Source organism: Prosthecobacter dejongeii, from assembly GCF_014203045.1.
GTDB lineage: Bacteria > Verrucomicrobiota > Verrucomicrobiia > Verrucomicrobiales > Verrucomicrobiaceae > Prosthecobacter > Prosthecobacter dejongeii.
This window is the reverse complement of sequence record NZ_JACHIF010000005.1, coordinates 309762-335018: the sequence shown is the minus strand read 5'-3', so window position 1 is coordinate 335018 and position 25257 is coordinate 309762. Positions and strand designations below refer to the sequence as shown.

Below are 25257 nucleotides of genomic sequence, written 5' to 3'. Positions count from 1 at the left end.
TGGGTTTGTTCAGGGATATTTCGAGATATTGCCCCACCTCTCCACCTGGAAGGCACCAAGCTCACTCAAACGATTCAGCGACCAGGGCAGGAAAATCCACGCCAAGACCATCTGCAATCTTGAGGAGAACCCAGTAAGTGGGGCAAGCATCATCGCTTTCTAGGTGAGTGATGGTTGTGCGGGCAAGTCCGACTTGGGCTGCCAATTTGTTTGCGGAGATCCCTTTACGCATTCGCTCCCGCTTCAAGAGAAGCACAAGTTTTCGTTCACGGGAGTCTAGCTGAGAGGGGCGTGGCACCCGCAATCCAAACCACGCTTGACGGAAAACACCTTGGCATGATAATGCCAGGAGCTGCATGTCTGAACACCTCTATTATATCCGTAAGGACACGACCGAACTTGGCCCTCTCACACTCAGCCAGCTACGCTCTATGTGGTGCCGTGGGGAAGTCACCATAAGAACTCCATATCGCTTGGAGGGATGGAAGGGATGGAAAAATCTGGACGTTATGCAGCCGATATTGGATGGAGCAGAGCCTCCACCTCCTGCGCATCCCACTCCAAAAAAGAAAGCAGAGTTTCAGAAGGGATGCGGTTGCGCCGGGCTGATTGGCATTGTTTTCCTTTTCATCATGCTCAGTGGGTCAAAAGATAATCAGGGACTTGCCCCCGACTCGAAAGACAATGGACCGGAGGCCATGCCAGCCGAGGAGGCCGAGCGCCTGAACAAGCTTTACCCGTCCACGGGAATTGAAGAAATAGTCAGGGCAGAGCCAATTAAAGAGGCTCTGAAAAAGCAAGATGGTGAAGAGCTTTTGAAGGCCAAACTTTCGGAAAGTATCAAAAAGCACATTCCAACACCTGATTCGTTCCAGTTTGAGAAACAAACTTCATTCATGGACCTGGGAGACTTTAATCAATCCATTGTTAAATTCACTGCGGAGAACGAATTCGGACACCGCAAAGAATACGAAGCTCGCTCACATGTTTCATTGAATGGTGACACCGTGGCAGTAGTCGAAATTCAGGATGAAGACTCAGGTTTAACAATCTTTGAGGATGGCGTGGCGGGTGTAAAAATTAAATTGGTGAAGGCGAGGGCATCCACATGGACGCGTGATGATGGCGAGGAATTCATCATGGTTTACCTGGACTGGAAGAACATAGGTGAGAAGCCAATCCACGCGGTGAAAGCAACGATCAGATCAAAGGACGAAGATGGACAAATTATGGATTTCCTGAGCGTTTTAAGCCCATATTACATTTACGTATCTGAGGATGCTAAAGGCATTTTGCCCGGTGAAACCTATACCGAACCAAAAGGCCGTGGATATAATTTGGGGAAAGTGGAAACACTTAAAAAGTTTCGGTTTAAAACAGCAGATGCAAGGCTTGAAAAAGCATACGGGCAGAGAGGACTAGAGGGAAAACCTAATTGAATTAAGAGAATGATCAAAATTTGTCCCCTTTAGGGTTTTTGGGTCCTTCCTGGGGCCGTGGGGTGCGGGAGCGCAAAGGACCTCAGTATTTTTCAAGATACTGCAAGTAATTTGCCGTTTCGTTTCGCATAGGGCTCAAATTTTACGACCTCCATTTCATAGACTTATGAGGGGAATGTGACTTGGCTGACTTGTTCAGTCTTCATGGACTTGTTTTTCCATGTTGTCACTTGCGTTGCCACTAGCCCCCTTTCCGAAACGTAACTCATTCACTATCAACCCAGTATCCCCGACAGGAATCGAACCTGTATTTAGAGTTTAGGAAACCCTCGTTCTATCCATTGAACTACGGAGACGTCTGATTTTCAACGATTGGCGGCGTTGAGGGGGCTGAGGAAATCAAGATTCGAAGAAGGAAAGGACGAATCTTTACCCAAGGCATTTAGACTCATATCTGGAGATGGTCAGTTGTCCAACAAAACGCTTCTGGGCACATGCAATGAGTCGAGTGCAACTACAGTGCGACGCCTTCGGAAAGGCATTCGTGCAGACAGAGGAATCCCGGATCCATTAGATTTAAATCCAGCATCACCCCACCGCACGCACTCGCAATCGGCGAAGAGAAAACAGATTCCCCGCGCACTCGCTCAGCTTTCGCGCTCCATCCTTGCGTTTTGGGCCGAACCACTCTCGGTTCTCTTCAAACACGCTCTCCACAAACGCCTGGCTTCCTAGCACCAGCCCATCGGTAAAGTAGCGCACTCGTCGCAGCCGCACCAGTTCTGCGGGACTTAGTTTCCCCTTCTCGGCCAATACTTTCCGGGCCTCCTCTGCAGTCACTCCTGGCCTAACCACGTTTGTGTTTTGCGCATCTCTCACTTCCCTGCCACTGGCATACAGCAGGCAGCGGTAGGCCTTTGCCGCCTCGTGTTTCACCCATCCATCCACAGGTTTAGCCACCACTTTGCACAGCCCACGCTGGGCTCTCCGGCTACCACCCACGGCCTCGCCATACCCACACCAGCGATAGTCTTTGAGATCTTCCACCAATCCCGCCCGCACCGGGTTCAGATCAATGTAAGCCGCCATCGTCCGCAGCGCTTCGCCCCCACTTTCCACCATCACGCTTTTGAAACGATCCATCCACAACGTGCCGCGTCGGCCCCGGCGTTTGTTGAACCAACGGCTGAAGCGTTCTTTGACCTCCTTGACGTAAAGGGACAGGTCGCAAAAACGTTTGTAGAGAGCTTCCAGTTTCTCTTGCACCCGGGCTTCCAGTCCCAGGCGACGCAGTTCCGCGAACTCCTCACGCAGGAAGGCCAAGTAGGTCTTACTATAAAGCAGGCGCAGATGTTCAAAGAGTTTTTCTTCACCCGTGGGCCCTGCGAATCGTTGCAACCACACCTCCCTGCGAGGCACCTCCACCAACACATGGAAGTGATTGCCCATGATGCAGTAAGTCACCAGCTTCACGCCTGAAAAGTCCGCCAGCCGCCACATGAGCCGTTTCAGCGCTTCCTTTTCAATTTCATCAAAGAAGACCTCACCACCACAGGTGCGCGACATGACGTGGTAACAGTAACTTTCCAAGGGTCCCTTTCCCACCACCCGCCTGCGCCCGCCCGACCAAGAACGCGCCGCAGGATAAGGAGCAATCTTGGCATTAATCCCAACAAGCTGCTGCTCCATCGCATGGCCCTGAGAATCAAGCCTTCGGGTGGTTTTCATGGGGATGGAATTGAGCTCAAAAAGACGTCAAGGCAAGCACTGATTGCCTGGCATCTTTTTAAGTGGCTGCGAAGGGTCTCAAAAGCGCGGATCACCAAATGGAGGCTCAGGGCTTTGCGCGACTGACAGTAGCCAGAGGTGCCCAACGAAGGTTGGGTGAAGCTTGCCGCGTGGCCTTGGCGTTGGGACAGCCGCCAGCAGCGCAGTTTGGAGACGACTTCCTGGCAGGCCATGTCCGGATTGAGCACCTGGTAAAGGAAGGCCCAGAAGACGGTGATCGGCGGCAGCAGGCGCACCCGCCCAGCCTTCGCACCTGGAGCCTTGGCAAAGAAGGTATCCGGCAAAAACACAGTCAGCAGCGAAGCGAGATCCGGCAGTGCGAACTTCCGCAGATCCTGGAGACCAGTGGCAAGGCGGGAGACTTCGGAGCGCTTGGCACGCCCTTGGAGACAGCGGGGAAAATGGGGCAGAAAGCAAGTTTTGAGAGCCATGCTCATGCAACCCGGAAACCTAGGCTGAGTTGTACTCGCCACCCAACCGTTTCACACGTTTCAAACGGCTCAAAATCAACGAGACCCCGCCTTAACTGAGTGCCATTCTTGCCTGGCATCTTTTTTCATGGCATCTTTTTTCATCGCGACTACAAGCATCTGGCATCCACGCTAGCAGGCATGCACTGGATCGCTTTTTCAACACTCATGCTTTCTTCCCTATTTCCTAAAATTTAACAACAATTTCTAGGTTAGGTTTATTGTTTATCTAGCATTACGTCTTTTGAATTATCCCAACCAGCTTTAAAGGCCTCTTTAAATATCTCCCGTGTGTCGTGAAACGGTAATAACTCGTTTTTATTAGTTATCAAAGATACATTCGGCTCAATAAGTAAATAATCCACTTTATCAAATTCTACTTCTGGTATTGCGCGCGAGAACCATCCATGCGCATATCCAATAGAAAAAAGCGACATTAAAGCAGGACTTGAATTGTATTTACCAGGTATTGCTACCGGGTTATATGATCTAATGAGCTGATCAAGCATTTTATTCTCCCTTTCAATATTAGGATTATTAATTAATTTCAACCTATCACACAATGCTAGGACAGTAATATCCCAAAGAGGAATAACTTGTGAAGCATCATCAAGCGAACCAGGAGAGACCAACAATTGATCGTTTTTATTTATATCCAGTTGATAAACTCCAGGTGGTAAAAATTCCGCCGAATCATCCTTTGATGAAAACCTTGCGAAACCAAGAGGTCCTAGCCCCATAATTTGATCAATGTAGATGTGCTTATCACCTGTAATACGGATCCATATTCGGGCTGAATTTGCAGGCAATGAGCGCAGTAAAACATCACGGCGATCAGCTCCAATAGTTAGCGTCATTGATGCAAACCTCAAATAATCAGGGCTTGAGTTGGCAATTCCCAACCAACTGTCAGCATGAAGCATAACAGGAACAATAAAAATGGCAATACAAGCAAAAGCTTTCAAATAATAATTTTGTTTCATATTATTTATTAATATAATCCTTTAACTTATGACACCATTGACAATCCGGCTGGCCACTAGATCCATCTGTATACATTAAATTGCTTTTTTCATTACTATGAGTTTTTTGGCTCGCGGCATCAATCCATTTTATAACATGTCCCATCTCGTGTGGCAGGGTCCACTTTGAAGCCGACATATTCAAAAGAATAAGGTTGTCCGTCCTACCAGCCATCCCATTAACCTTGAATAAACCACTTGTCCATCTACCCGTCAGAATTACATGAAAGTGACTATCAGGCCACTTTATCTTTTTATTCAGCTCCTTTAACGCGTCATAGATCCCAGCTGGGGGCGGGGTTTTTAGTTTACCTGGGTTTCCTAAGCTATCAAAGCCACCAGGTAAATCTGATCCGCTAAGCGGGTTTTTACCAAACAATTGATCGTTCCCTAACGGGTCAGCAGAATCGAGAGGGCTCCATTCGCCGTATACTTGGCTACAATCTATTTTGACTCCTAAATCGTTGCATCTATCAAGCACTTCTTTCAAATCGGCCATTGCAGAACGAGCTCTTGCTTCCCATTCAGGCATTGTGTTACCCGGAAACATCGTGTTATTAAAACTTTGACTTGCCCTATCATCAAAAACAAAAGCAACCTTAACGCTTTTTTTTCCCAAATAATCCACCCGAGTAACCACATCATTGCCAACCATCCCATAAAGATTGACCCCGCCTTTCTCCCCAATCGGATCTCGGCTGATCCATTGGGTCATTACTGGCGAGTAGTAGCGGTAGCCGTAGTAGACTAGTCCGGTTTCTACATCCGTATACTTGCTACTGAACCTCACAGCATTCAGACCTTCTTCCGGTTCGTTTGCTCGGATGCAAAGGCCATAACCATCGTAGTCATACACGGCGTAGCGATCAGCCTGTGTACTGCTCACTAGGCCGATTACGTTGCCGTTGAGGTCCATGTTGACCCAGTAGCTTTCGGCACTCTGCGTGCCGCGTTCATGGCGTGTCAGCGCTAGCAGGCCTCCCACACCGCCGGCTCCATCCCAGCTCCCGCTCACGTCCGGGCCCCACACGTAGCTGCGTTTCACGTAGGCTCTTGTTCCGGGGCTGCTGCTCACCTTCGGCGCGTCTTTCGCCCCGCCGTGGTATTCCACTTCCGCCATCAGGTTCCAGCCATCGTAGATAAACCGCACATCACTGCGCAGTTCCCACACGCTGCTGACCTTTTCCTCCACCTTCTTACGCACGCGTCGGCTCTGCGCGTCGTAGCTGAAGCTCAAGCGTAGCTCTGGCACACCTGCCGTCACGGCGGCGGCCTGCGTGGTTAGTTGTTTAAGCCGATTCTCCGCATCCCAATGGTATTTCCAGCGAGCATCATCGGTGAGATTGCCGTCGGCATCATGGCTGAGGGCATCATGCTGTGGCGGAATGTAGAGTTTGCCAGTCTGACTCAGCACAAGGCCAGAGCTGACGTTGTCTGGAACAGTCACCTCCACATGCTTCCACTGTGGCTGCATGGTACCTTGGATAACCTCCCCAAACCACTTTCCTTCGACGGCGGGCATAACGTCATTAACCATAACGCTGCTAGGATCTAACGCCAAGCCATCCACCCACGTAAAGTCGCGGTAGTTCATGGTTCTTTGATTGAGAGAATTGTCTTCATAAAAACCGCCACTATCACCAACGAGGTTACGCGAAATGTCTCGATAACTAAGCTCACTGAAATTCGTGCCATTCAAGGTGAACAGTTTTCGATCCCGCAGCACCTGGCCCTTGCTGTCATAGGTGTAACGCCAACCTCCGTGGCCGGAATAATTACCAATCCCGAAGTCTGGGTCCACCGCTCGGATGTCCACTCCGGTGGATGGGGTGCCTGTGGTCCCCACCGTGCGGGATTGGGTGTAACCACTGCGACTGTGGGTGATGGTGCGCATGCCCTGGGCCAGCGAGGATACCTCCACCGTGGTCAATGACAAGCTGGAAGCCACCGTGTCCTGCCGCGTCAGCGTGCGGGTGGCGGAGGTGGCATCTGCCGCCTGTTCAAAGGTGATGCTGCGGCTGCCTGAGCTGACACGCGCCAGTTCCCCCCGCGAGCCGTAACTCCAGCGTGCGGCTGGCAGCACCACGGCCTGTTCATTCACCAGCCCGCGCTCGGGCAAGAGCTGACTTTGGTAACCGACCCGCCGTCCCAAGCCATCCACCGGCATGCGGATCTCCAGGCCAGCCAGAGCGTCATCCACATCGCCACTGATGGTTTCTAGCTGAGGGATGCCCTCGGGCGAGTGGTCTGCATAGGTGTGGCTGCCCGCCGCATCCACCCACTGGCTGAGGCTGCCATCTCGCCGGAAACTGTAACTCACCGGCGGGGTGTCATCGCTGTAAGTCTGGCCTGAAACACGTCCCGTGACGTCATAAACGAGTGTCTTCACTAGGGCCTGCCCCCCGACCTGCCGCGCCCAGGTGCGCGTGGCCGCCTGGGCCGAAGCGGTGTGGTAGGCATAGGTGGTGCGCTGGCCTGCGGCGTCCTGTTTGTAATGCAAGAGCCCGCTGGATGGATCAAACGCCCAGGTGGTCACATCCGGCTGGCCCGGTATTCTGTAGGTTGAGAGACTATTTTGATCCCCATATTCATTGAATCCGTAGGTCACTGGGTAAGCGCCAGCGCCCTGCTGGCCCGAGGCACGGCCAAAGCTATCATAGAGGTACTCCACCACACTGGTGGCACTGCTGAACTTGGCCACGTAGGGAGCCGTCTTCGTATGCAGCTTCCCAGCATGATCATGATTCGCCGGATGGTAGGTGTAGCTGGTGGTGCGGGTCTAAAAAGATAAAAAGATGCCAGAAGAACTAAAAAGATGCCAGACATACAGAACGATCTCAATGTTCTAACCACTTAAACGCCAAGGGTATCTAGCGAGTTTAGAAGCCTAACGATTGGCGCGAGGTTTCTCTGAAACTGGGATAAGAGAATCTCCAAAGTAAACGAAAAGACTACAGGCGCGCCAACGCCGAGGCGAAGTCACTTCCGCATCTGCACCAGTTCATCACCGAAGCCGCTGCGGCGCCAGAAGGCGAGGGCGCCTTCGTTGCCGGTGAGGACTTGGATCTCGATGGAGCGGACTTTGCTGCTTTTCAGCCAGTCTTCCATCTGGGCGACCATGCGGCCGGCGAGGCCGTGGCGGCGGGCTTCGGGCTTCACATAGACGTAGCTGATCTCTCCCACCATGCCGCCGCCGAGGTGGGCGGGCAGCATCTTGCAGTGGGCGCTGGCGAAGCTGACGAGTTGACCGCCGACGCTGGCCCCGAGGACGAGGAAGACGGACTCAGGGAGTCGCTCCAGCGATTGCAGCCAGAGTTTTTCGCCGCCTTCGACGAGAGGTAAACGCAGGCCCTGCCCGGCAAAGCCTTGGAACATTTCCTTCATCAAAGCGGGCACCTGCTGCCACTCGGGACTGCCTTTGGCGAGGCGCTGGATTTCAGGCCCGGACGAGGATGAGGCGGTGGCTGCTGCGCCTGCGGGGCTGCTGGGGGTGGCCTCGGTTTCGGGGAGGTTGAGCGCGGTGGAAACAATTTTGGTTAGGCCGCCCAGGGTGGCGTATTCGGCGGGGTCCAGGCTCATGAGGTCTGGGAAGACGCCGAAGCGCTGTTCGATCTCGGCCAGCAGGGCCACGAGGCCAAAGGAATCCACCAGACCGGAGCCCACGATGATGGAGCTATCCTCAGCTTTGGCGGGGTTGAGTCCGGTTTTGGCAATGAGAAAGGCGCGGATGTCTTCTTTGGAGTGGGAGGCGGTCATGGGAGCAGCAGGGCTAAGGCGTTTCTATCCGTCTTTCCATTCGAATTCAAAGGCATCGTTGCGACAAAGACGATTCGTGAGGGAACCATGTAGGCGGGCAACTGAGTCTGCAGGGTGGCTAGCAGTGCCTGGGCGTCTTCGGGCGTGCCGCTGCCTTCGGCAAAGGCGACGATGCCTTCGATGGTCGCTCCACTGCGTGGCCAACCGATGGCAGCCACCGAGCGCCCACCGGCGGCGCTGCGCAGGGCGGTCTCCACCTCCCCCAGCTCCACGCGGTGCCCATGCACCTGGATCTGGCTGTCCAGCCGCCCCAGGTAATGCAGGGTGCCGTCTTCACCCGCCCGCACCAGATCGCCCGTGCGGTACCACCGGGAGTCATCCGGGTCAGCGCTGAGGGTGACAAAGGCCTCGCGAGTTTTTTCTTCATTGGCGAGGTAACCTGGGGAGACTTGAGGGCCGGAGAGCCAAAGTTCCCCCGCTTCCCCTGCCGCGACGGGTTTACCATCCACCACCAGGGCGGTGCGGTGGCCTGGAAAGGGCTGGCCGATGGGGACGACGGGACGTTCTTCGCCATCGCCTGCCGTGCCCACCTGATGTGCGGTGATGGCGATGGTGGCCTCCGTCGGCCCATAGAGATTCCACACCTGCGAATGCGGTGCCGCAGCCTGCCATTGCTGCGCCAGGGCGGTGGGCAGCGCCTCACCGCAGAAGAGGCTCTGTTTTAAAGTGGGGAAGGCATTTTCACGGAGGAGGCGCAGCCGCGCCAGTAAGGACGCCGTGGAGGGCACGGAGAACCAGTGGGTGATGCGCTGGGTGAGGATGAAGCGCGCGGGGGCCATCATGTCCATGCCCGCAGGCACGCAGAGGCAACCGCCGCCCAGCCAAGTCACAAACAGATCATGCACGCTGAGATCGAAGGTGAGCTCAAACATCTGGGAAGCACGGTCCCCAGGGGCTACCCCATAGGCAGCGGTGGCGTGGGCCAGGTAGGTCTGAAGATTTTCAGGAGTGATGCCGATGCCCTTGGGCTTGCCCGTGCTGCCGGAGGTGAAAAGAATGTAAGCGAAGGCCTCGTTTTCAGTCCCACTTTTCGTTAGGCCTGCATCGGCCCCAGGGACACTCAGCGTCACGTCCCCTAAAGGAGATGGGCCGCTAACCGTGCGTGTATCAGCCAGCGAAAGCTGAGCCTCGGCAAAGAGGCTTTCCAGTAGGGGCTGGGAGGCGGGATCATGCAGGACACCTGCGCAACCGGCCACGCGCAGCATTTCAGCGAGGCGGCTGGGCGGAAACTTGGCATTCAGGGGCACGTAAGCGCGGCCACTGAGCATGGCGGCGAGCAGGCCCACATACATGGCAGGCTCTCGCCCGCCGAGGATGCCGATGGGGCCTGGAGGCAGGGACTGGAGGCTCTTCGCCACTTGGCCAGCCGCCTCCCAAAGGGCGTGGTAGGAAACTTCACCCTGCGGCAGAGACAGGGCGGGGAGATGCGGGTGCGTTTGGAAAGCGGCAGAGATTAGATCACGCATCGTCAGGGTCTGGATAGAGAGGCTACGGCTTCACGGCTTGGGCGGCTGGGTGAGCGCTTGATTGAGAGAGCTGCATAAAGCGCGGGTGAAGATCTCTGCGCCCTTTTCATCCAGGTGGGCTTTGTCAAAAAAGTGCGCGGCGGTGATGCCCTCCACAGCTCTCAAGTCAGCAAAATAGGCACCTGCCTCTGCGATGGTCCGCACACGATCTTCAGGCACATCGTAAAGGTTCAGGTTAGGCACGGTCACCACCACCGCTTGTAGGTGGCGTGCGCGGATGTCCTCCAGCAGACTTTTCAGACGCTTTGAAGTCGGGGGGGAATCGGTTTTAGACTTGGCGGCTTTTTTCTCGGCCAGGGTAGAGATTTCAAAAAGGACGGTCCGATTATAAGGCATCAAAATGTCCATGACACGCCGCTGCACACGCCGCCTGGAAGCGTAGGAAACCGAGGTTTTGGCCATCATGAATTCCAGGCGAGATTCGGTATTTGGAAGTTCAGTGCTGGCGAAGGTCAGTGCATCCTTGGAACTGACGAAGTAACTGCCAGCGACACGTGGCTCCGTATTGCCATCGTCAAAGTGGGACGTGCCACCACAGATCACCACCAAATCTGGGCGGCATGAGGGGTCACTAAAATATCGCCGCCACGCCCATCGCCAGCTCATGATGGAGCCGCCATCGGGATAGAAGAAGTAAGGGCGAACTTCCCGCCCGTAACGCGTCTTAAACTCTGAAACCAACTGCTCTGGCACGATGCCTTCACGAATGGAGGAATTTCCGATGAAGAGAATTTTGAGTGCTTCTTTGGAGGCTCCATCTGCCGTGCTGATGGAAGCTGCAAGCTGAGGTGCCGAGCGGATGTGCGCCACATCAATGGAAAGGCGCTGTTCAATCAAACGCAGTGTGATCTCTGTGCTTAAGAGCAACAAAGCCAGAATCAATAGCACCTTCCATTCGCTGGAAGACCACAGGCTTTTCCTGGGATTCTCAGAACTGGAAGTAGATGAATTCATGGGTGTTTTCTGGCGGTAAGAACCAGATCATGAGCAGCATGACAGCATACACCGACGTGCGGGCGGGCCAGGAGACTTTTAGAAGAGCGAGGTGATCCTTTTTAGTTTCTAGCCAGCCCTCAAAAACCATCAGCGGCCCCGCAAACAGCAGCAACTGAGCGAGCCCATAAATCACAAACTCTGTGATCTGCCAGCGTGAACCGAAGGCCATGAACAGCGCCCCCGCCTGCCCGATGTTATCGGCACGGAAGAGGATCATGCCCACGCACATGAGGTGAAAGGTGCCGATGATCCAGGGCATGCGGCGTAGCAGGCTACTGCCGGCGGGCGGCTCCGCAAACCAACCGCGACGCGTCAGCCACAACTGTAGGCACAGGTACACACCATGCAGCAGGCCCCAGAAAAGAAACGTCCAGTTCGCCCCATGCCAGACGCCACTGGCAAGCTGAACGATGATGGCCACGGCATAGACCTTGGTCATGCCCTGCAGCCAGGTCATGCGCATCAGCGGCATGAAGAGGTAGTCTCGCAGCCAGGTGGAAAGGGTGATGTGCCAGCGCTGCCAGAAGACCTGGGGAGAGGTGGCCAGGAACGGGATCTTAAAGTTCCAGCTCAGGTTAAAGCCCATCCATTTCGCGATGCCCTGCGCCATGGAGCTGTAACCGGAGAAATCTCCATACACCTGAAAAGCAAAGGCATAGGAGCCGAGCAACACTTCCCAGGCACTGAGCTGCTCTGGAGGCAGGCTAAAGATGTGATTCACCAAGACGGCCATGTTATCGGCGATGACCACCTTTTTGAAAAAGCCCACCATCAGGTGATAGAGCCCCTCCGAAAAATCATCCGCGCTCAGCGGCTGACGGGGGGTAAAAAGCTGCGGCATCAGCGTGGAGCTGCGCTCGATAGGCCCTGCCAAGAGCTGCGGAAAAAAACCGCAGAATAAGGCGTAATCCACCCATCTTTGCACGGGGGCCTCCTTCCGCCGATACACGTCCATGATGTAGCTGACGGTCTGAAAGGTGTGAAAGGAGATCCCGAGAGGCAAAATGATGTTTTTGATCCATCCTGGCACGTCACAGGCATAACCAAAGAGGCCCATCAAATGGCAGGTCTCTCCAGCAAAGAAATTCAGGTATTTAAAGACAAAAAGCAGCCCTAAATTGGAGATGAGTGACAGGGCCACCCAGCCTTTGCGGAAGCTGGGCCGAGACTCCCTTCCAAGCTGCCGACCGATGAAGAAATCCACACTCACTAAGTACCAAATCAGCGGTAGAAAGCGCCAGTCCCACCAGCCGTAAAAGAAATTGGTAGCGACAAGCAGCAGGATATTTTGACCACGAAGTCCCAGACGCCAGTAAATAGCCAGGAACAGCGCAAAAAAGACCCAGAATGTTAAAGTATGAAACAGCATGCTCTAGCAAGGCTGACGCGAACATGCAGCTGGGGTTCTCCAAGGTAGGCACGACAATTCTCTGTCATGATCGCATGCCATTTTTCGCTCTCCTTGAGGCTCTCCATCCAGTGGGCTCATTTGATTCTATCGAAAAGCAGGGAAAGCCGAGCCTGTCCAGCGAAATGCACGACAAGCCTCGGATACTCGACTGATTATCAGTGCCTTCTCGATCAGGAAACTCATCCTCTCAAACAGGCGTCTAATTCTTCGTAAAAAATATTTTTTCTTTTCTATCCAGCCATTTCCTCAGAAGGGATTCCTCGCAACGTGCAGTGAAAGAATGCAAATGCCTGAAACCGGGCCTGCCAAGCCTTTCAAAACCCCTTTAAAACGGCTACTCATGGCCCTCAAAGCCACAACTCTCCTGCCTTACAAACGATTGCCCGGCACCAAGAATAACGCTTGCATTCGCTTCCCTCCTCTGCAACACCTCCGATGCGTCCACCTGTTTGAGGGTTAGGTCCAGAAGTTCACAGGTGAATGTTTCGTCTTTGAGGGTTCTGGCTGATCAAAATTCAGTGACCACTCAGTTATTACCGAAATGAATACGAAAATGTATGTGGGGAACCTCCCCTTCAGTGCCACCGATGTTGATCTGCGCGATCTCTTCGCCCAATTCGGCGGCGTTACCGATGTCTTCCTGCCAATGGACCGTGAGAGCGGTCGCCCACGTGGGTTTGCGTTCGTCAGCATGGACACACCGGAAGCGATGACGGCAGCCATCACTGGCCTGAATGGCAAGGACTTCGGTGGTCGCTCCCTGACGATCAATGAAGCTCGTCCGAAAGAAGAGCGCCCTGCCTTCGGTGGCGGCGGCGGCGGTGGCCGTGGTGGCTACGGCGGCGGTGGTGGCGGCGGCGGTGGCCGTGGTGGCTACGGCGGCGGTGGTGGCGGCGGCGGTGGCCGTGGCGGCTACGGCGGTGGTGGCGGCGGCGGCGGTGGCCGTGGCGGCAAAAGCTGGGACCGTGACCGTGGTGGCAAGGGCGAAGGCGGCGAACGCTGGTAATCGCTCGGTGGCCTAGCCATAAACAATTTGAAGGCGGAATCCTCACGGATTCCGCCTTTTTCATGCCTTTTTCAACTTAGACCGATTTCCAAAAAGATTGTCCGAAAAGCGGCGAAGGGGTGGGACGATTGGCGGCGTTTTTCGCTTGGCTGTTATCGTCAAGATAGCAGCCTGCGCTCTTGCCTTGCCACTCATCCCACCGCGCCCGCCTTTTCAATCGGACAATCTTTTTGGAAACCGGTCTAGAGCTTCCCACTGAACAGAGCGGGAGAGCGAAACGAAACCGGGGCAGCTATGAATGAGTCGCCTCTCGCACTTTGTCTGCATGCTGCGTCACCGCCTCACGCAGACAAATCGAGAAACAAAATCCGCCTACCAGGCAGTGCCCAAATCCCAGCGACTGGCGAGTGAGAGCAATTCAGGACGCATGGGCCATTCATCCGGCCGAGCCTCCTGCCCCTCATGGCGCTGGCTGGCTCCTTTGAGCGTCATACAACCGGTGTTGTCACCGATCTGGCGGATCATCTCCACTTCTTCAGCACTGAGGATGTTTTCGACTGGCAGTGAAGCAAGCTCAGCCAACTTGCTCTCGATGCTCTTGGCGCCTTCGCCGGCTTCTTGGATGAGGGTGGGCACGACGCTTTTTACAGGCTCTTGAGCCAAGTCCCAGAGACAGGCTAGCTGGATCATGGTAAGGCCATGTTTGTCTGCAATGTGACGGATCTTTTCCATCTTCTCACCTGCATGGTCCACCCAGCCCGCTGGGCGGTGGGTGCGGTGATCCCCATCGCGGAATTTGTGCCCAGGTTTCACGTCATCATGGAAGATACCGCCGTAGTCCACTACGCGAGTGAGGATGTCCACCCCGTGCTTTTTAGCCGCAGGTAGAACATGCTGGCCGGGCCAGGGCTCCAGGGGATTCAAAATAATCATGGCCCAGTCCATGCGGTCACCGAAGCGCTCAAAACAGTCAATCATATCCAGCGTGAAGCCATTGGCCGGGCCAGGGGCGATGCCGAGACGATCTGTCAGCCCTTTGTCCTTCAAGGCCGTCAAGCCATCCCACACGACTTCACTGGTGTAACCCACAGTATCGGGATTGTGCAGCATCAGGAGGTCAAACTTATCTGCCCCGCATCGTTGGAGCGACTTCTCCGTGGCCATGGTCAGGTAGCTGCCATATTGCTCTGGCTGGTGGAGACTGGCCTCGGTAAAACGGGGGTAGCCTTTGGCACCTGAACGAAGGCCTTCATAGAAATCATGCCCCACCATGCCGACGAGGCTGTACTCATCTCGCGGCAGGCCCTGGAGCGCCTGCCCCAGCATGGAGTCTGCCCGTCCTGAGCCATAGACATCGGCGGTGACAAAGGTGCGGACACCCTGGTCAAAAGCGCTGCGAATCATGCGGATGTAGCGTTCATCATCCAGCATTTCACCGAAGTGCATGAATTTGCCGCCACTCCAAGTGCCGTAAGCTGTGCGTGTGAGGTTCATAGGGGGTTGGGGATCTGAAATGATACGATCAGGATGGAAAATCGGTGGATGAGGGGGAGGATCTTGCAGAGTCCGCGCAAGTCAGCAAGAAGAGACGTCTTCCAGACAAAATCGGGCTCATCAGTTGGACATGAAAAAAGGGCAGGCCTTTCGGACCTGCCCTTAAAACACCAACAAACAACGAAAAGAATCAGATCAAACCAGCTTCCTTCAAGGTCTTGAAGGCACCGTTTTTGTCCATGGTTTTCAGCGCACGAGCGGTAAGCTTGACATTCACCCAGGCATTGAGCTCAGGAACGAAAATGCGCTTGTGGCGAAGGTTCGGATAAATAACGCGCTTCACACGCTTGGTGATGTGCTTACCGATACCACCTTCCTTCTTAGCTTTACCGCTGCGATGAATGTGGTGGCCGCGTGTAACGCCAGCTCCGGTGATTTGACAAACTTTGGCCATGTGAGTGCTCCTTGAGAAAAAAATTGGGGCGCGATAGTAGCTGAGGACGCGGGCGCGTCAACCTCAGAAACATTTTTTTGCACCGATGGGTTAGTAATTGAAGATTTCGCCGTCCTTGAAAAACCGTTTCAGTTCCACCGCAGCCGCCTCTGGGGAGTCGGAGGCATGAACCACATTGGTCATTTTATCGCTGCCAAAGTCACCCCGGATGGTGCCTTTAGGAGCCGCCTTGGAATCCGTTGGGCCCAAGAGGTCGCGGACGTGGGAGATGACATTTTCACCGGCAAGGGCCACGGCGATGACGGGCTTGCTTTTCATGAACCCGGCGACTTCAGGGAAGAAGGGTTTATCGGCGATGTGGGAATAGTGGTCCTTCAACAGCTCGTCGGTGAGCTGGATCATTTTGATGCCGCGCACACGGAAGCCTTCGGCCTCCAGACGCTTGAGGACTTCGCCATTGAGACCTTGGGCGACGCAGTCGGGCTTCAGCAGGAGGAGGGATGTTTCTTGGGCCATAGTGGGGGTTGGAAAAAGGGCGCGGAAGGTGCTGTCCATGTGCCATGGAGTCAAGCAAGAAGGAAGGGTGCCTCCATGATGGCTTGAACCCTCGTGGGCGTAGCCATCAAGTCCCCACGATGTCGTGAATCTCGATCAAATACATCTGGCGTCCTTTGTTGTGAGGCGAATCTATGCAGACGAGACGCCCATCCCGACTGCTGCGGGGGTGGGTATCACAGCGCCATTCCCCAGTGTAAAAAGCCGGACTGTAGAAGTGCCCTAAGTCCACCCGGCGGTCGGTCGGGATGTGGTAGAGGTACGGGGTCTGCATGCGCTCCTTGTCCGGGTAGCAATCATTCAGCACCCATTCATTCTGGGTGTGCGGCACGTAGGTATTGTGGCCGTTGCGGGGCATTTTGTCCTTACCCACGACTTCGACCTCACGGGTTTTGTCTTTATAAAGGTAAAAACGATCTCCATGACTGGGGTGGAAGGCCCAGGCAAAAACGTGTTGAGGATCCCTCCAAACGAAGTGGGAGGTTTTGCCTAACGGATCGAGGATGTAAAGGTCCGAACCGTCCGCCTTGGCCGTGAAGAGGCGGGTATTGAAAGTTTTGTCCCCATCGCCCTTCCAACGATGCAGGAAAATGAAGCGGCTGCCATCCGGCGAGAATAACAAGTGATTGAACCAATGCTTGGCATTCGGACTAAAGCCCCCTTCATAAGGAATCGCTGCCGCTTGGGCGAAGGTGATGATGAGCTTTTGCTCTCCTGTCTCCAGGTTGATCTTCCAGATCCCAGCATCCTCGGGCGCTAGCTCGTCTTTGTTTGGGTCTGGTACTCCCGCATAACCATACCCTGGCCGGGTGTCATTGAGTCGTCGGAAATCTGGGGCGATGCCCCATTTGCCATCTGGGCTGAGGTTGTACACCGGGTGTGGAAGCGTGCGCTTTTTCTGCGTCTTCACATCCAGCAGGTGGCAGACGAACTGGCCCTCCACCCGGTCATTCCACATGACGGTACTTTCCGTTCCAGGCACCCACTGGAGCATGCAACCCTGCTGCCAGTTCCACGCGTGGGATTCGCCCAGCTCGATCCATTTATCCCCATCCTGCAGGTCCACCATGCCTACTTTGATCTTGTCCCCTGCTGTAGGAGACCGATGCTCAAAGTCCACTTCATTGCCCAGCACGTAGCGGTTGTCTGGGCTGAACTGGTCCTTGTCATAATAGGCGAACCAATGATGCTTTGGCCCCTGGGTGATCTGGCGTACCTTGATGCCGTCTGCCGCCTGGGCGGACAAACCGAGGCGGGAAGCAAAAAGGGCGGAGACGGAAGTCTGGATGAAATGACGGCGACAGGTCATGGTCATGACTAGACCTGTGCGCCTAAAATTGTCGAATCGAAAAGGACGAACAAAGACGTCTCATGGCCCCAATTCGAAATCGATGGGTGCTGAAATGCAGTGGCGTCAGACCTCGCTCAGGACCACTGCGACACCGCCCCGCTAACAAACACTGCTTGCGTTTTCCACGATTCATGGAATCCTGCGAACCGGTTTTTAACCGCTTCCCCACTTGGGGCCGAAGTTTGACATGTAGCCCGCCAGATCTGGTGGTGATCCCGTCTCCTCTCACAGAGACGCCCTTACTGCGACAGGTTGCCCGCTCACGGAAGCCTACCTGCCGGCACGTAACATACATGGAAAAGACATTCGCAGATCTCGGCCTTTCGCCCGAGCTAATGAAAGCAATCGCGGCCCAAGGCTTCGAACAACCCTCCCCCATCCAGGCCCAGGCCATCCCCGTCGCCCTCACGGGTCGTGACGTCGTTGGCCAGAGCCAGACCGGTTCCGGCAAGACCCTCGCCTTCGGCCTTCCAGCCGTGGATCGCATTGACCCGACGAGCCGCAGCACCCAGGTCCTGATCATGTGCCCGACACGTGAGCTGGCCATGCAGGTCTGCGCCGAGATTCACAAAGTGGCCTCCTTCAAAGAAGGCGTCCGCGCGACACCGATCTACGGTGGCTCCTCCTATGACCGCCAGATCCGCGCTCTGCAGATGGGCTCCCAGATCGTCGTCGGAACTCCTGGCCGTATCCTGGACTTTGTGGATCGTGGCACCCTCCGTCTGGATGACCTCAAGACCCTCGTCTTTGATGAAGCCGACGAAATGCTGGACATGGGCTTTGCCGACGAGATTGAGCGTCTGATGCAGGCCGTGCCGAAAGAGCGCCAGACCATCTTCTTCTCCGCCACCTTTGATCCGCGCATCCGCCGTCTCATTGACCGGTACACGAATAACCCGGCCACCATCACCATCGAACAAAAAGCGATGACGGTGCCGACCATCGAGCAGCGCTACTATGAAGTGCAGGGCCGCAGCAAAACGGAAGTCCTCTGCCGCGTGCTGGATATGGATTCCCCCCGCCTCACTATCGTCTTCGCCAATACGAAAAAGGCGGTGGATGACACGGTGGATGCCCTCACTGCCCGTGGTTATGCGGCAGACCGCCTGCATGGCGATCTCAACCAAGTGATGCGTGAACGTGTGATGCGGAACTTCCGCAATGGCACCATCGAAGTACTTGTGGCGACGGACGTGGCCGCTCGCGGTCTGGACGTCAATGACATTGACCTCATCGTGAACTTTGAGCTTCCGTATGACACGGAAGACTACGTGCACCGCATCGGCCGTACCGGCCGTGCCGGGCGCAAAGGCACCGCCGTCAGCCTCGTCGCAGGCCGTGAAATCTACCTCATGCAGCGCATCCAGCGCTTCACGAATGCCAAAGTCACCCGCGCCAAAGTTCCTTCCCAAGAAGAACTGGAAGCCACCCGCGTGGACCAGACCTTTGAGAAGCTCAAAGCCACCCTGGAAGCTGGCAGCTACACGAAGCATGAGCACACCGTGCAGCGCCTGCTGGACGCTGGTTTTGACCCGACCGATATCCTCAGCGCTGTGCTGGACCTGTGGATGAAGGAATTCTCCCGTGAGGGTGAGCAGATCATCGAAGACCGCGCCAACCAGCGCCCACAGCAGCCGCAGCGTGAGTTTGTCCCCAGCCAGCAGTCCGCCGTCACTGGCCGCACCGCTGCTGCAGGTGACTCCCCCCCGGTGCCTCGTCCGGCTGATGCCCCACGCGCCGAAGAACCAGCCCGTGATGAAGGCCCCCGCCGCCAGGATGCGCCGGCTCCTTCCTACCAGGAACCTCGTGATGACTTTGGCCCAGCACCGATGCGCTCCCGCTCATTTGTACAAAAAGGCCCTCGCTCCGGCATGGTGCGCCTTTTCGTGAACATTGGCGGCATGGACAATGCCCGCCCAGGCGACATCGCCGGCATGATCTACAACACGGCGAAGATCCCCAGCGGCACCCTCGGCACGATCGAAATTTTCGAAAAATGCGCTTACGTGGAGGTCCCTGAAGATCATGTAGAAACCGTCATCACCACGGTTACCGGCACCAATTACCGTGGCCGCGACGTCCGCATGAACCTTGCCGACCGCCAAGACGGTGGTGGCGGCCAGCGCAGCAGCTTTGGTCCTCGTGGTTTCGGCAGCAAGCCAAGTTACGGTGGTGGAGCCAAGCCAGGTGGCTTTCGCAAACCCTACGGTGGCGGTGGTGGCAAATTCGGTGGCAAGCCCCAGGGTGGCCCAGGAAGTGGCTTCAAAGGCCGCCGCTGGGAAGACTGATCTTCCCCTTTAACTGAGGGTTTGATCCTCGGATTCATCAAGAGCCTGTCGTCACTGACAGGCTCTTTTTTTGCATCTTGTTTTCATCCGATCCCCCTTTTGCCCAGCCCATGTCTGGAATCGTCGATCAAAAAGAGGAAGAGGAAAAGCCTTTGGTTCAGAAGGCGCTGCGGAGGTCCACGGCGTAGCTGCGGTTTAGGCGGATGAGTTGCTCGGTATCCGGCCGCAGGAAGGTCTCAGGAACGAGGCCGTAACCGAGGCCGAAGCTGCTGAGGCTATTGGGCTCACGGATGATGAGGCCTTGCATGTTGTAGGGCTGGCGACGGTACTTGCTTTTGTAGGTATCGGTCTCGGGGTCGTAGGTTTCTTCGACGAGAATGACGAGACTGCCGGTGGCGCTGAAGTGGCCTGTGGCAGGATTAAATTTGATGCTTTTGAGGGTAAACGAGTCTCCGTCGAGGTCAGGTGGGATGACCACGCTGTGATCCTTGCGGAGGGTGGTGTAAACACTGACACCGAGGGTGGACAGGTAAAGATTATCAGCGCCGACGTTCGTGTTCAACATGAGCGGACCGGTGAGGCCGCTGGGATGGTTGGGCTTCAGGTATTTGCCGCAGGCATTGAGGGCGACCGTGGTGTTGATCTCGATGGGGTAGTTCTTTTGGCCGGTGTAGCTGGCGGCAGTTTTTATCCAGGTGAAGCTGCCGCTAATGCTAGCATTGAGATAGTCAGGCCCTTGGCTGCCGGGATTGAGGCTGTAGGTGTAGAGGATGCCGCCTCGGTTGCCGTAGAGGTGACGCAAGCTGTTGATCGTGAAGTCTTGATTAACAGGAGCGGAGGAGGTGAGGGTAGTGCCATCGGCTAATTTTCCTACCTGGCTAAAGACACCGCTAGAGCTGACGGTGGCGCGGGTAAAGCTGCTGCCGCCGGGGCGGGAGTCGCTACCGTCGGCGGGGTCGAAGCCGAGGTTAAAGATGCCACGGTATCCGGCATCCAGAGGGGCTTTGCTGCTGTAGGGGCAATGGATGAGATTGCCACTGAGGGACTGCACCCCAGAGCCGTTTTCTGGACTGGTGTAAGGAATTTCCAAGTAACATTCAAAGCCGCCGTTTTCGACCTGGAAGTGGAAGGTGCTAGGGCCATCGTGGCTGATAGAGCCGCCGAGAGCGCTCGTGAGGGCTAGCCGGGCGGTGCCGTGGTAGCGACTGCTGCTGGTGCCGAGGTCCTGGCCATTGACCATGCTGCCAGTGAAGCCGACGTGACCGCTGCGCCCAGCGTGGTTGCTGGCGCTGACTTTCCCAGTGAAGCGCCCGTCCGGCGTGATGGTGACATCAATCACAGAGGAAAGGACACCATCGAAGAGCGTTCCGTAAAAACGGCCATAGGTTCCCGTCGGGAGGGTGGGCACCTCAAGCAGAACTTTAACCGGCGCGGAGCTGCCGAGAGGGTTCACTGCGGTGAAGGTGAGCGTGTAGCGACCAGACTTGGTGGGTGTGCCGCTGAGGATGTGGGAAATAGGGTCGTAACTGAAGCCTGAAGGCAGACCTTTGACCGTGAAGCGGTCTGCTTGCTCAGGCAGAGGGAGTTCAGCCTGATAAAAGAGGCCGATCTGGGCAGGCTCCAGCGTGAAGGCCTCTAAAGTAGGCACCGCACTGACGATGGTGAGCGTCTGTTCTGCGCAGGTGAGCTCGTTCGCACCGAGCTCATTGGGGATGAACCTAGCCGTGCAAGCATACGAACCTTCATCCGCTGCCGTCGGAGAGGCAAAGGTAAGGGTTGGGCTGTCCACGCCACTGAGACCCGGGCGGGCCTCTAGGGGCTCGCCATTGTGAGTCCAGCTATAGGTGAGGCCTGACCCGACGATGGGGATGGTCAGTTTAAATTTGCGCCCAACAGCGATCTGGTGATTGCGGGGGCGGCTATCCATGACGGCAACGCGGATGTCGCGCGTGTAGCTGCCAGTGATGGTGCGTGCCGTGAAGCTGTAGGTACCGGCATCGGCAAAGGTGGCCGCCCCCACAGTGTATTCGGCCACGGTGTTGGCCAGGGGGAGGGCTTTGCCATTGAGTTTCCAACTGCTGCGCCACTCGTAATTGGTGAAGATAGTGGGCGCTATCTGGAAGGTTTCACCGAGTGAGATGAGAAGATTATTGTGGGGTTGGATGTAGGGGTCGTTGACGTAATCCACGACAAAGTCGTCGCTACGTATTTCGCCATCGGCATTGGTCACCACGATGTGGTGGGTGCGGGTAGCAGGGGTGTTTTCAAAGAGACTGAAGGTAATGTAATTACCGTTGATATTGAAGGTATTGACCACCTCGCCATCGGTATAGACTTTGCAGGTGGCCGGCAGGCGGCCACTGTAAAGGTAGGAACTGTACCCGAAGGTGCCGATGAAGACTTGGGAACGACCAGGCGGAGGGAGACTGAGGACAGGCGGCTGACTCACGGTGATCTGGAAAGGCGCACTCGTCTGGGTGATGCGCTGGGTGGGGCCCTGGCCGGTTACCTCCAAACGCCAAGTGCCTTCATGGCTGCCCTGGGCGGAGAAACTGTAACTGGGCTCCTGCGTACGAGCTAACAAGGTATTATTACAATACCAACTGTACACCGCAGCCACGCCATCGAGCACAGCCACATCCGCATGGATCTGGGTGTTTTGACCTGCCTGCAGGGTGCGGTCTGGCGGGGTGGAAAGGATGGAGAGACCAGGAACAGGTGCATTGTTACCACGTAGCACCCGCAAGACGGCCATGGAATCGAGCGGATCAGTGCCTACCCGCGTAGTGCCGATGAAAAGGTAATTGTTTGCGGGGTCATCCCGCAGCCCTGCCAGCAGGTTTCCACCGCTGCCCAGGGTGTAAGTGACATCTCCAGTGCCACCAAAGGAACTGTCTGTCTGGCCATTCCACTCCAGGCGGCGTAGGCGGATCTGCGAAGTATTTGGCTGCCCCGGCACATGGGCCGCAATGATGATGCGGCCATCCCTCTGGACGAGCACATCTCCCGGCACCCAGGAGGGGGAACCGAAGGTGAAAGTGTGGATGCCATCATTAGAAAAGGTGGTGTCCAGTGCACCTGTGGGAGTAAAGCGCATGACTCCCATTTCATTACTGGAAGGAGAACTGGTCACGGCAGCGACGATATTCTGCTCCACATCCAGCGCCAGCGCTCGCACGCCTTGGTTATTGCTGGCGCTGCCGCCAGTGGTAGAGGTGAGCAGGCGCCCATTGAAATTCGCAAAGTTGGTATCCGTCACTCCCGTGGCTGAGAGACGGCCAACGTAAGCGAACGCTCCATTGGAAGTGCTGCCTGCATAGAGCACCCGACCATCGGCCTGCACTTGCAGACTGGTCACGGTCTGGTCTGAACTTCCTCCATAAACATACCGCCCGCTGGTACCAAAGGAGGTATCCACACTGCCACCGCCGGCGACAATGCCAAAGAGCTCAGCATCTAAATCGGCAGCACCCGTGCGGACAGCATTACCAGAGACGATGATGCGCCCATTCGCCAAAGATACCACGTCCGTCAGGGTGGCAGCGGAGGCATGTGAAAAGCGAGTGATGGCAAAGGTATTGTCCAACGTTCCTTGGGCTGTCAGACGCAGGATGTAATAAGTGCTTCCCGCATCGCCAGCCACGATGATTTTACCACTGCTCTGAAGGGCCAAGGCACGAACGGTAAAGGGCTGGGTATTTTCTGAAAATGTGAAAAATCCACTGGTGCCAAAGTTGGTATCTAGCTGCCCGTTGGCTAAGAGACGGCTGACGATCATTTTCTGATTCCCCGAACCATCTAAAAGCTGCCCGGCCAGGAGCATCTCGCCCGTAGGCAACACCTCCAAGGTATTCGCCTTGGCCTTCTGTCCCGTCAAAGTGGCCAAATGCACATCTAACAACGAGCCGCCCCCCAGTGCAAATACTTGCCCCTGTGCAGGATGCTGACTGACCATGAGAACCGCCAGGAAGGCTAGCAAGCGAACGAAGTAAGGATAAATTCTCATGGAGTTATCCGTATTCCTTATGAGATTCAGTCAAAGGAAGCAAGATCATTCCGTGACAGAGCCGTCACTAAGCTCACCCCAGAGCGGGTCCTGGAGTTCGATACTCCACCTTCCATTCGGCGGAGATAAAATGATTCTCCAAGGCAGGCAGGCGCATTGCTCCTGTGCTGCACTGTTGGTGAGAAGGTGGCTTCTGCGGGACAAAGTGGCTCAGGCACTCGACAACGCGCATTCTCCCGCTAATCTCCGCGCCCTATGCTCGATATCCGCCTCATCCGCGACAACCCTGATCTGGTCAAAGAACGCCTCGCCACCCGCAGTGGTGACTACGCGTCCGTCGTGGATGAAGTGCTCTCCATAGACACCGCCCGGCGCGTGGCGGAGACGGAGAGGCAGAAGCTGCAGGGCGACCGCAACCGCATCAGCAAGGACATCGGCATCGCCAAAAAGAATGGCCAGGACACGAGCGCCATTGAGGCCGAAGTGCGGGGCATCAATGACCGCATTGACCAGATCGGCCGCGATGCGGACAGTGCCGACGCCCGCCAGCGCGAGCTCCTCCTAGGCCTGCCCAATCTGCCCCACGAGGCCTGCCCTGTGGGCCACAGCGCGGAGGAAAACCCCGAAGTCCGCGTGTGGGGGAAAAAGCCGACGTTTGAATTTGAGCCGAAGGACCACACCGTCCTTGGCCAGCAACTGGGCCTGCTTGATTTTGAAGCCGGGGCCAAAATCACCGGCAGCGCCTTCGTCGTCTATCGCGGCCAGGGTGCACGACTGGAACGCACCCTCATTAACTTTCTGCTGGACCTCCACACCACCGTCCACGGTTATCACGAAATCAGCCCGCCGCTGCTCGTGAAGCCCGAGTGCCTCGTGGGCACCGGCCAGTTGCCCAAGTTTGGTGATCAAGTCTATCACAGCCCGGAAGATAATCTCTACCTCATCCCCACTGCTGAGGTGCCGGTGACGAACCTGCATCGCGATGAGATCCTGAAGCTGGACCAACTTCCCATCAACTACGCGGCCTATACCCCGTGCTTCCGCCGCGAGGCCGGTAGCGCTGGCCTGGGCACGCGCGGCCTCATCCGCATGCACCAGTTTGACAAAGTGGAGTTGGTAAAAATCACCACGCCAGAAACGAGCATGGCCGAGCTGGAAAGCCTGACGGCGAATGCCGAAAAAGTGCTTCAGTTGTTAGGCCTGCATTACCGTGTCATTGAACTCTGCACCGGAGATATCGGCTTTGGGTCCACCAAGACCTACGACATCGAAGTCTGGGCTCCTGGCCAAGGCACCTACCTGGAAGTCTCCAGTTGCAGCAGCTTTGGCGATTACCAAGCCCGCCGGATGAACCTGCGCTACAAGGACGAGAACGGTAAAAACAAAATCCCACACACCCTGAACGGCAGCGGCACCGCCCTGGCCCGCCTGTTCGTGGCGCTGGTGGAAACCTACCAGCAGTCCGATGGCAGCATCCTCATCCCCGAAGCTTTACGCGGCCACTTTGGTGCGGAAAAGATCGGGTAAGCCTGCTTGGCTCCTAGCAACCAACGTTTCTCGGGCCCTTCAAAGACGCTCTAATTTTGGCGCGGTTTTGGTTAGGCGCCCGAGGTTTTAGATCGCCTAACCACGCTT

At 55.8% G+C, this 25257-nt stretch carries 18 protein-coding genes and 1 tRNA gene; 4 read left to right on the top strand and 15 right to left on the bottom strand.

What is annotated here, in order from left to right; translation table 11 throughout:
• Positions 1–61: 61 nt before the first annotated feature.
• Positions 62–358 carry a helix-turn-helix domain-containing protein gene (locus HNQ64_RS24480; protein WP_408004363.1) on the bottom strand — a complete coding sequence of 99 codons (297 nt, stop codon included), beginning with the start codon at positions 356–358 and terminating at the stop codon, positions 62–64.
• Here HNQ64_RS24480 and HNQ64_RS14040 point away from each other — a divergent pair.
• A complete protein-coding gene (locus HNQ64_RS14040) occupies positions 357–1439 on the top strand; it encodes a DUF4339 domain-containing protein (protein ID WP_184209624.1) in 1083 nt (360 codons plus the stop codon). The genes HNQ64_RS24480 and HNQ64_RS14040 overlap by 2 nt on opposite strands.
• A gap of 284 nt (positions 1440–1723) precedes the next feature.
• Here HNQ64_RS14040 and HNQ64_RS14035 read toward each other — a convergent pair.
• The 9 genes from HNQ64_RS14035 to HNQ64_RS13995 form a co-directional block, all read right to left on the bottom strand.
• Positions 1724–1795 (bottom strand) — tRNA-Arg (locus HNQ64_RS14035).
• A gap of 232 nt (positions 1796–2027) precedes the next feature.
• The gene (locus HNQ64_RS14030; RefSeq protein WP_184209622.1) at positions 2028–3167 is read right to left on the bottom strand and encodes a transposase; all 1140 of its coding nucleotides are present in this window, start codon (positions 3165–3167) and stop codon (positions 2028–2030) included.
• Entirely contained in the window at positions 3164–3658 is a 495-nt protein-coding gene (locus tag HNQ64_RS14025; RefSeq protein ID WP_184209620.1) for a hypothetical protein, read from the bottom strand. Before HNQ64_RS14025 ends, HNQ64_RS14030 begins: the two co-directional genes overlap by 4 nt.
• 257 nt (positions 3659–3915) lie before the next feature.
• Entirely contained in the window at positions 3916–4680 is a 765-nt protein-coding gene (locus HNQ64_RS14020; protein WP_184209619.1) for a hypothetical protein, read from the bottom strand.
• Between the two features lies 1 nt (position 4681).
• On the bottom strand, positions 4682–7420 hold the full coding sequence (locus HNQ64_RS24350; RefSeq protein WP_184209617.1) for an RHS repeat-associated core domain-containing protein: 2739 nt from the start codon (positions 7418–7420) through the stop codon (positions 4682–4684).
• Between the two features lie 278 nt (positions 7421–7698).
• Entirely contained in the window at positions 7699–8475 is a 777-nt protein-coding gene (locus HNQ64_RS14010; protein ID WP_184209615.1) for a GNAT family N-acetyltransferase, read from the bottom strand.
• Positions 8472–10001 carry an amino acid adenylation domain-containing protein gene (locus HNQ64_RS14005; protein ID WP_184209613.1) on the bottom strand — a complete coding sequence of 510 codons (1530 nt, stop codon included), beginning with the start codon at positions 9999–10001 and terminating at the stop codon, positions 8472–8474. The genes HNQ64_RS14010 and HNQ64_RS14005 overlap by 4 nt, the downstream gene beginning before the upstream one ends.
• 30 nt (positions 10002–10031) lie before the next feature.
• Positions 10032–11015 (bottom strand): hypothetical protein, encoded by a 984-nt coding sequence (locus tag HNQ64_RS14000; protein WP_184209612.1) that lies wholly within the window; start codon positions 11013–11015, stop codon positions 10032–10034.
• Positions 10990–12426: an MBOAT family O-acyltransferase gene (locus HNQ64_RS13995; RefSeq protein WP_184209610.1), complete on the bottom strand. Its 1437-nt coding sequence runs from the start codon at positions 12424–12426 to the stop codon at positions 10990–10992. Before HNQ64_RS13995 ends, HNQ64_RS14000 begins: the two co-directional genes overlap by 26 nt.
• 583 nt (positions 12427–13009) lie before the next feature.
• Here HNQ64_RS13995 and HNQ64_RS13990 point away from each other — a divergent pair.
• Positions 13010–13474: an RNA recognition motif domain-containing protein gene (locus tag HNQ64_RS13990; RefSeq protein ID WP_184209608.1), complete on the top strand. Its 465-nt coding sequence runs from the start codon at positions 13010–13012 to the stop codon at positions 13472–13474.
• A 372-nt stretch (positions 13475–13846) separates the two neighbouring features.
• Here HNQ64_RS13990 and HNQ64_RS13985 read toward each other — a convergent pair whose 3' ends face one another.
• The 4 genes from HNQ64_RS13985 to HNQ64_RS13970 form a co-directional block, all read right to left on the bottom strand.
• The gene (locus HNQ64_RS13985; RefSeq protein ID WP_184209606.1) at positions 13847–14968 is read right to left on the bottom strand and encodes an aldo/keto reductase; all 1122 of its coding nucleotides are present in this window, start codon (positions 14966–14968) and stop codon (positions 13847–13849) included.
• 190 nt (positions 14969–15158) lie between these two features.
• The gene (gene rpmB / locus HNQ64_RS13980) at positions 15159–15422 is read right to left on the bottom strand and encodes a 50S ribosomal protein L28 (protein ID WP_184209604.1); all 264 of its coding nucleotides are present in this window, start codon (positions 15420–15422) and stop codon (positions 15159–15161) included.
• A 90-nt stretch (positions 15423–15512) separates the two neighbouring features.
• On the bottom strand, positions 15513–15938 hold the full coding sequence (gene ndk, locus HNQ64_RS13975; protein ID WP_184209602.1) for a nucleoside-diphosphate kinase: 426 nt from the start codon (positions 15936–15938) through the stop codon (positions 15513–15515).
• A gap of 106 nt (positions 15939–16044) precedes the next feature.
• Entirely contained in the window at positions 16045–17286 is a 1242-nt protein-coding gene (locus HNQ64_RS13970; RefSeq protein WP_184209600.1) for a TolB-like translocation protein, read from the bottom strand.
• Positions 17287–17621: 335 nt separating this feature from the next.
• Between HNQ64_RS13970 and HNQ64_RS13965 the strand changes: the two genes are divergently transcribed.
• The gene (locus HNQ64_RS13965) at positions 17622–19616 is read left to right on the top strand and encodes a DEAD/DEAH box helicase (RefSeq protein ID WP_184209599.1); all 1995 of its coding nucleotides are present in this window, start codon (positions 17622–17624) and stop codon (positions 19614–19616) included.
• A gap of 157 nt (positions 19617–19773) precedes the next feature.
• On the opposite strand, the gene HNQ64_RS13960 is transcribed toward HNQ64_RS13965, so the two are convergent.
• Positions 19774–23622 carry a hypothetical protein gene (locus HNQ64_RS13960; protein WP_184209597.1) on the bottom strand — a complete coding sequence of 1283 codons (3849 nt, stop codon included), beginning with the start codon at positions 23620–23622 and terminating at the stop codon, positions 19774–19776.
• A gap of 255 nt (positions 23623–23877) precedes the next feature.
• On the opposite strand from HNQ64_RS13960, the gene serS reads away from it, so the two are divergent.
• Positions 23878–25149: a serine--tRNA ligase gene (gene serS / locus HNQ64_RS13955; RefSeq protein WP_184209595.1), complete on the top strand. Its 1272-nt coding sequence runs from the start codon at positions 23878–23880 to the stop codon at positions 25147–25149.
• Positions 25150–25257 lie beyond the last annotated feature (108 nt).

Excerpts from the sequence above, each read along its gene's own strand:
- HNQ64_RS14040 (WP_184209624.1), top strand. The coding sequence starts at position 357 with ATGTCTGAACACCTCTATTATATCCGTAAGGACACGACCGAACTTGGC.
- HNQ64_RS24480 (WP_408004363.1), bottom strand. The coding sequence starts at position 358 with ATGCAGCTCCTGGCATTATCATGCCAAGGTGTTTTCCGTCAAGCGTGG.
- HNQ64_RS14030 (WP_184209622.1), bottom strand. The coding sequence starts at position 3,167 with ATGAAAACCACCCGAAGGCTTGATTCTCAGGGCCATGCGATGGAGCAG.
- HNQ64_RS14025 (WP_184209620.1), bottom strand. The coding sequence starts at position 3,658 with ATGGCTCTCAAAACTTGCTTTCTGCCCCATTTTCCCCGCTGTCTCCAA.
- HNQ64_RS14020 (WP_184209619.1), bottom strand. The coding sequence starts at position 4,680 with ATGAAACAAAATTATTATTTGAAAGCTTTTGCTTGTATTGCCATTTTT.
- HNQ64_RS14010 (WP_184209615.1), bottom strand. The coding sequence starts at position 8,475 with ATGACCGCCTCCCACTCCAAAGAAGACATCCGCGCCTTTCTCATTGCC.
- HNQ64_RS14005 (WP_184209613.1), bottom strand. The coding sequence starts at position 10,001 with ATGCGTGATCTAATCTCTGCCGCTTTCCAAACGCACCCGCATCTCCCC.
- HNQ64_RS14000 (WP_184209612.1), bottom strand. The coding sequence starts at position 11,015 with ATGAATTCATCTACTTCCAGTTCTGAGAATCCCAGGAAAAGCCTGTGG.
- HNQ64_RS13995 (WP_184209610.1), bottom strand. The coding sequence starts at position 12,426 with ATGCTGTTTCATACTTTAACATTCTGGGTCTTTTTTGCGCTGTTCCTG.
- HNQ64_RS13990 (WP_184209608.1), top strand. The coding sequence starts at position 13,010 with ATGAATACGAAAATGTATGTGGGGAACCTCCCCTTCAGTGCCACCGAT.
- HNQ64_RS13985 (WP_184209606.1), bottom strand. The coding sequence starts at position 14,968 with ATGAACCTCACACGCACAGCTTACGGCACTTGGAGTGGCGGCAAATTC.
- rpmB (WP_184209604.1), bottom strand. The coding sequence starts at position 15,422 with ATGGCCAAAGTTTGTCAAATCACCGGAGCTGGCGTTACACGCGGCCAC.
- ndk (WP_184209602.1), bottom strand. The coding sequence starts at position 15,938 with ATGGCCCAAGAAACATCCCTCCTCCTGCTGAAGCCCGACTGCGTCGCC.
- HNQ64_RS13970 (WP_184209600.1), bottom strand. The coding sequence starts at position 17,286 with ATGACCTGTCGCCGTCATTTCATCCAGACTTCCGTCTCCGCCCTTTTT.
- HNQ64_RS13965 (WP_184209599.1), top strand. The coding sequence starts at position 17,622 with ATGGAAAAGACATTCGCAGATCTCGGCCTTTCGCCCGAGCTAATGAAA.
- HNQ64_RS13960 (WP_184209597.1), bottom strand. The coding sequence starts at position 23,622 with ATGAGAATTTATCCTTACTTCGTTCGCTTGCTAGCCTTCCTGGCGGTT.
- serS (WP_184209595.1), top strand. The coding sequence starts at position 23,878 with ATGCTCGATATCCGCCTCATCCGCGACAACCCTGATCTGGTCAAAGAA.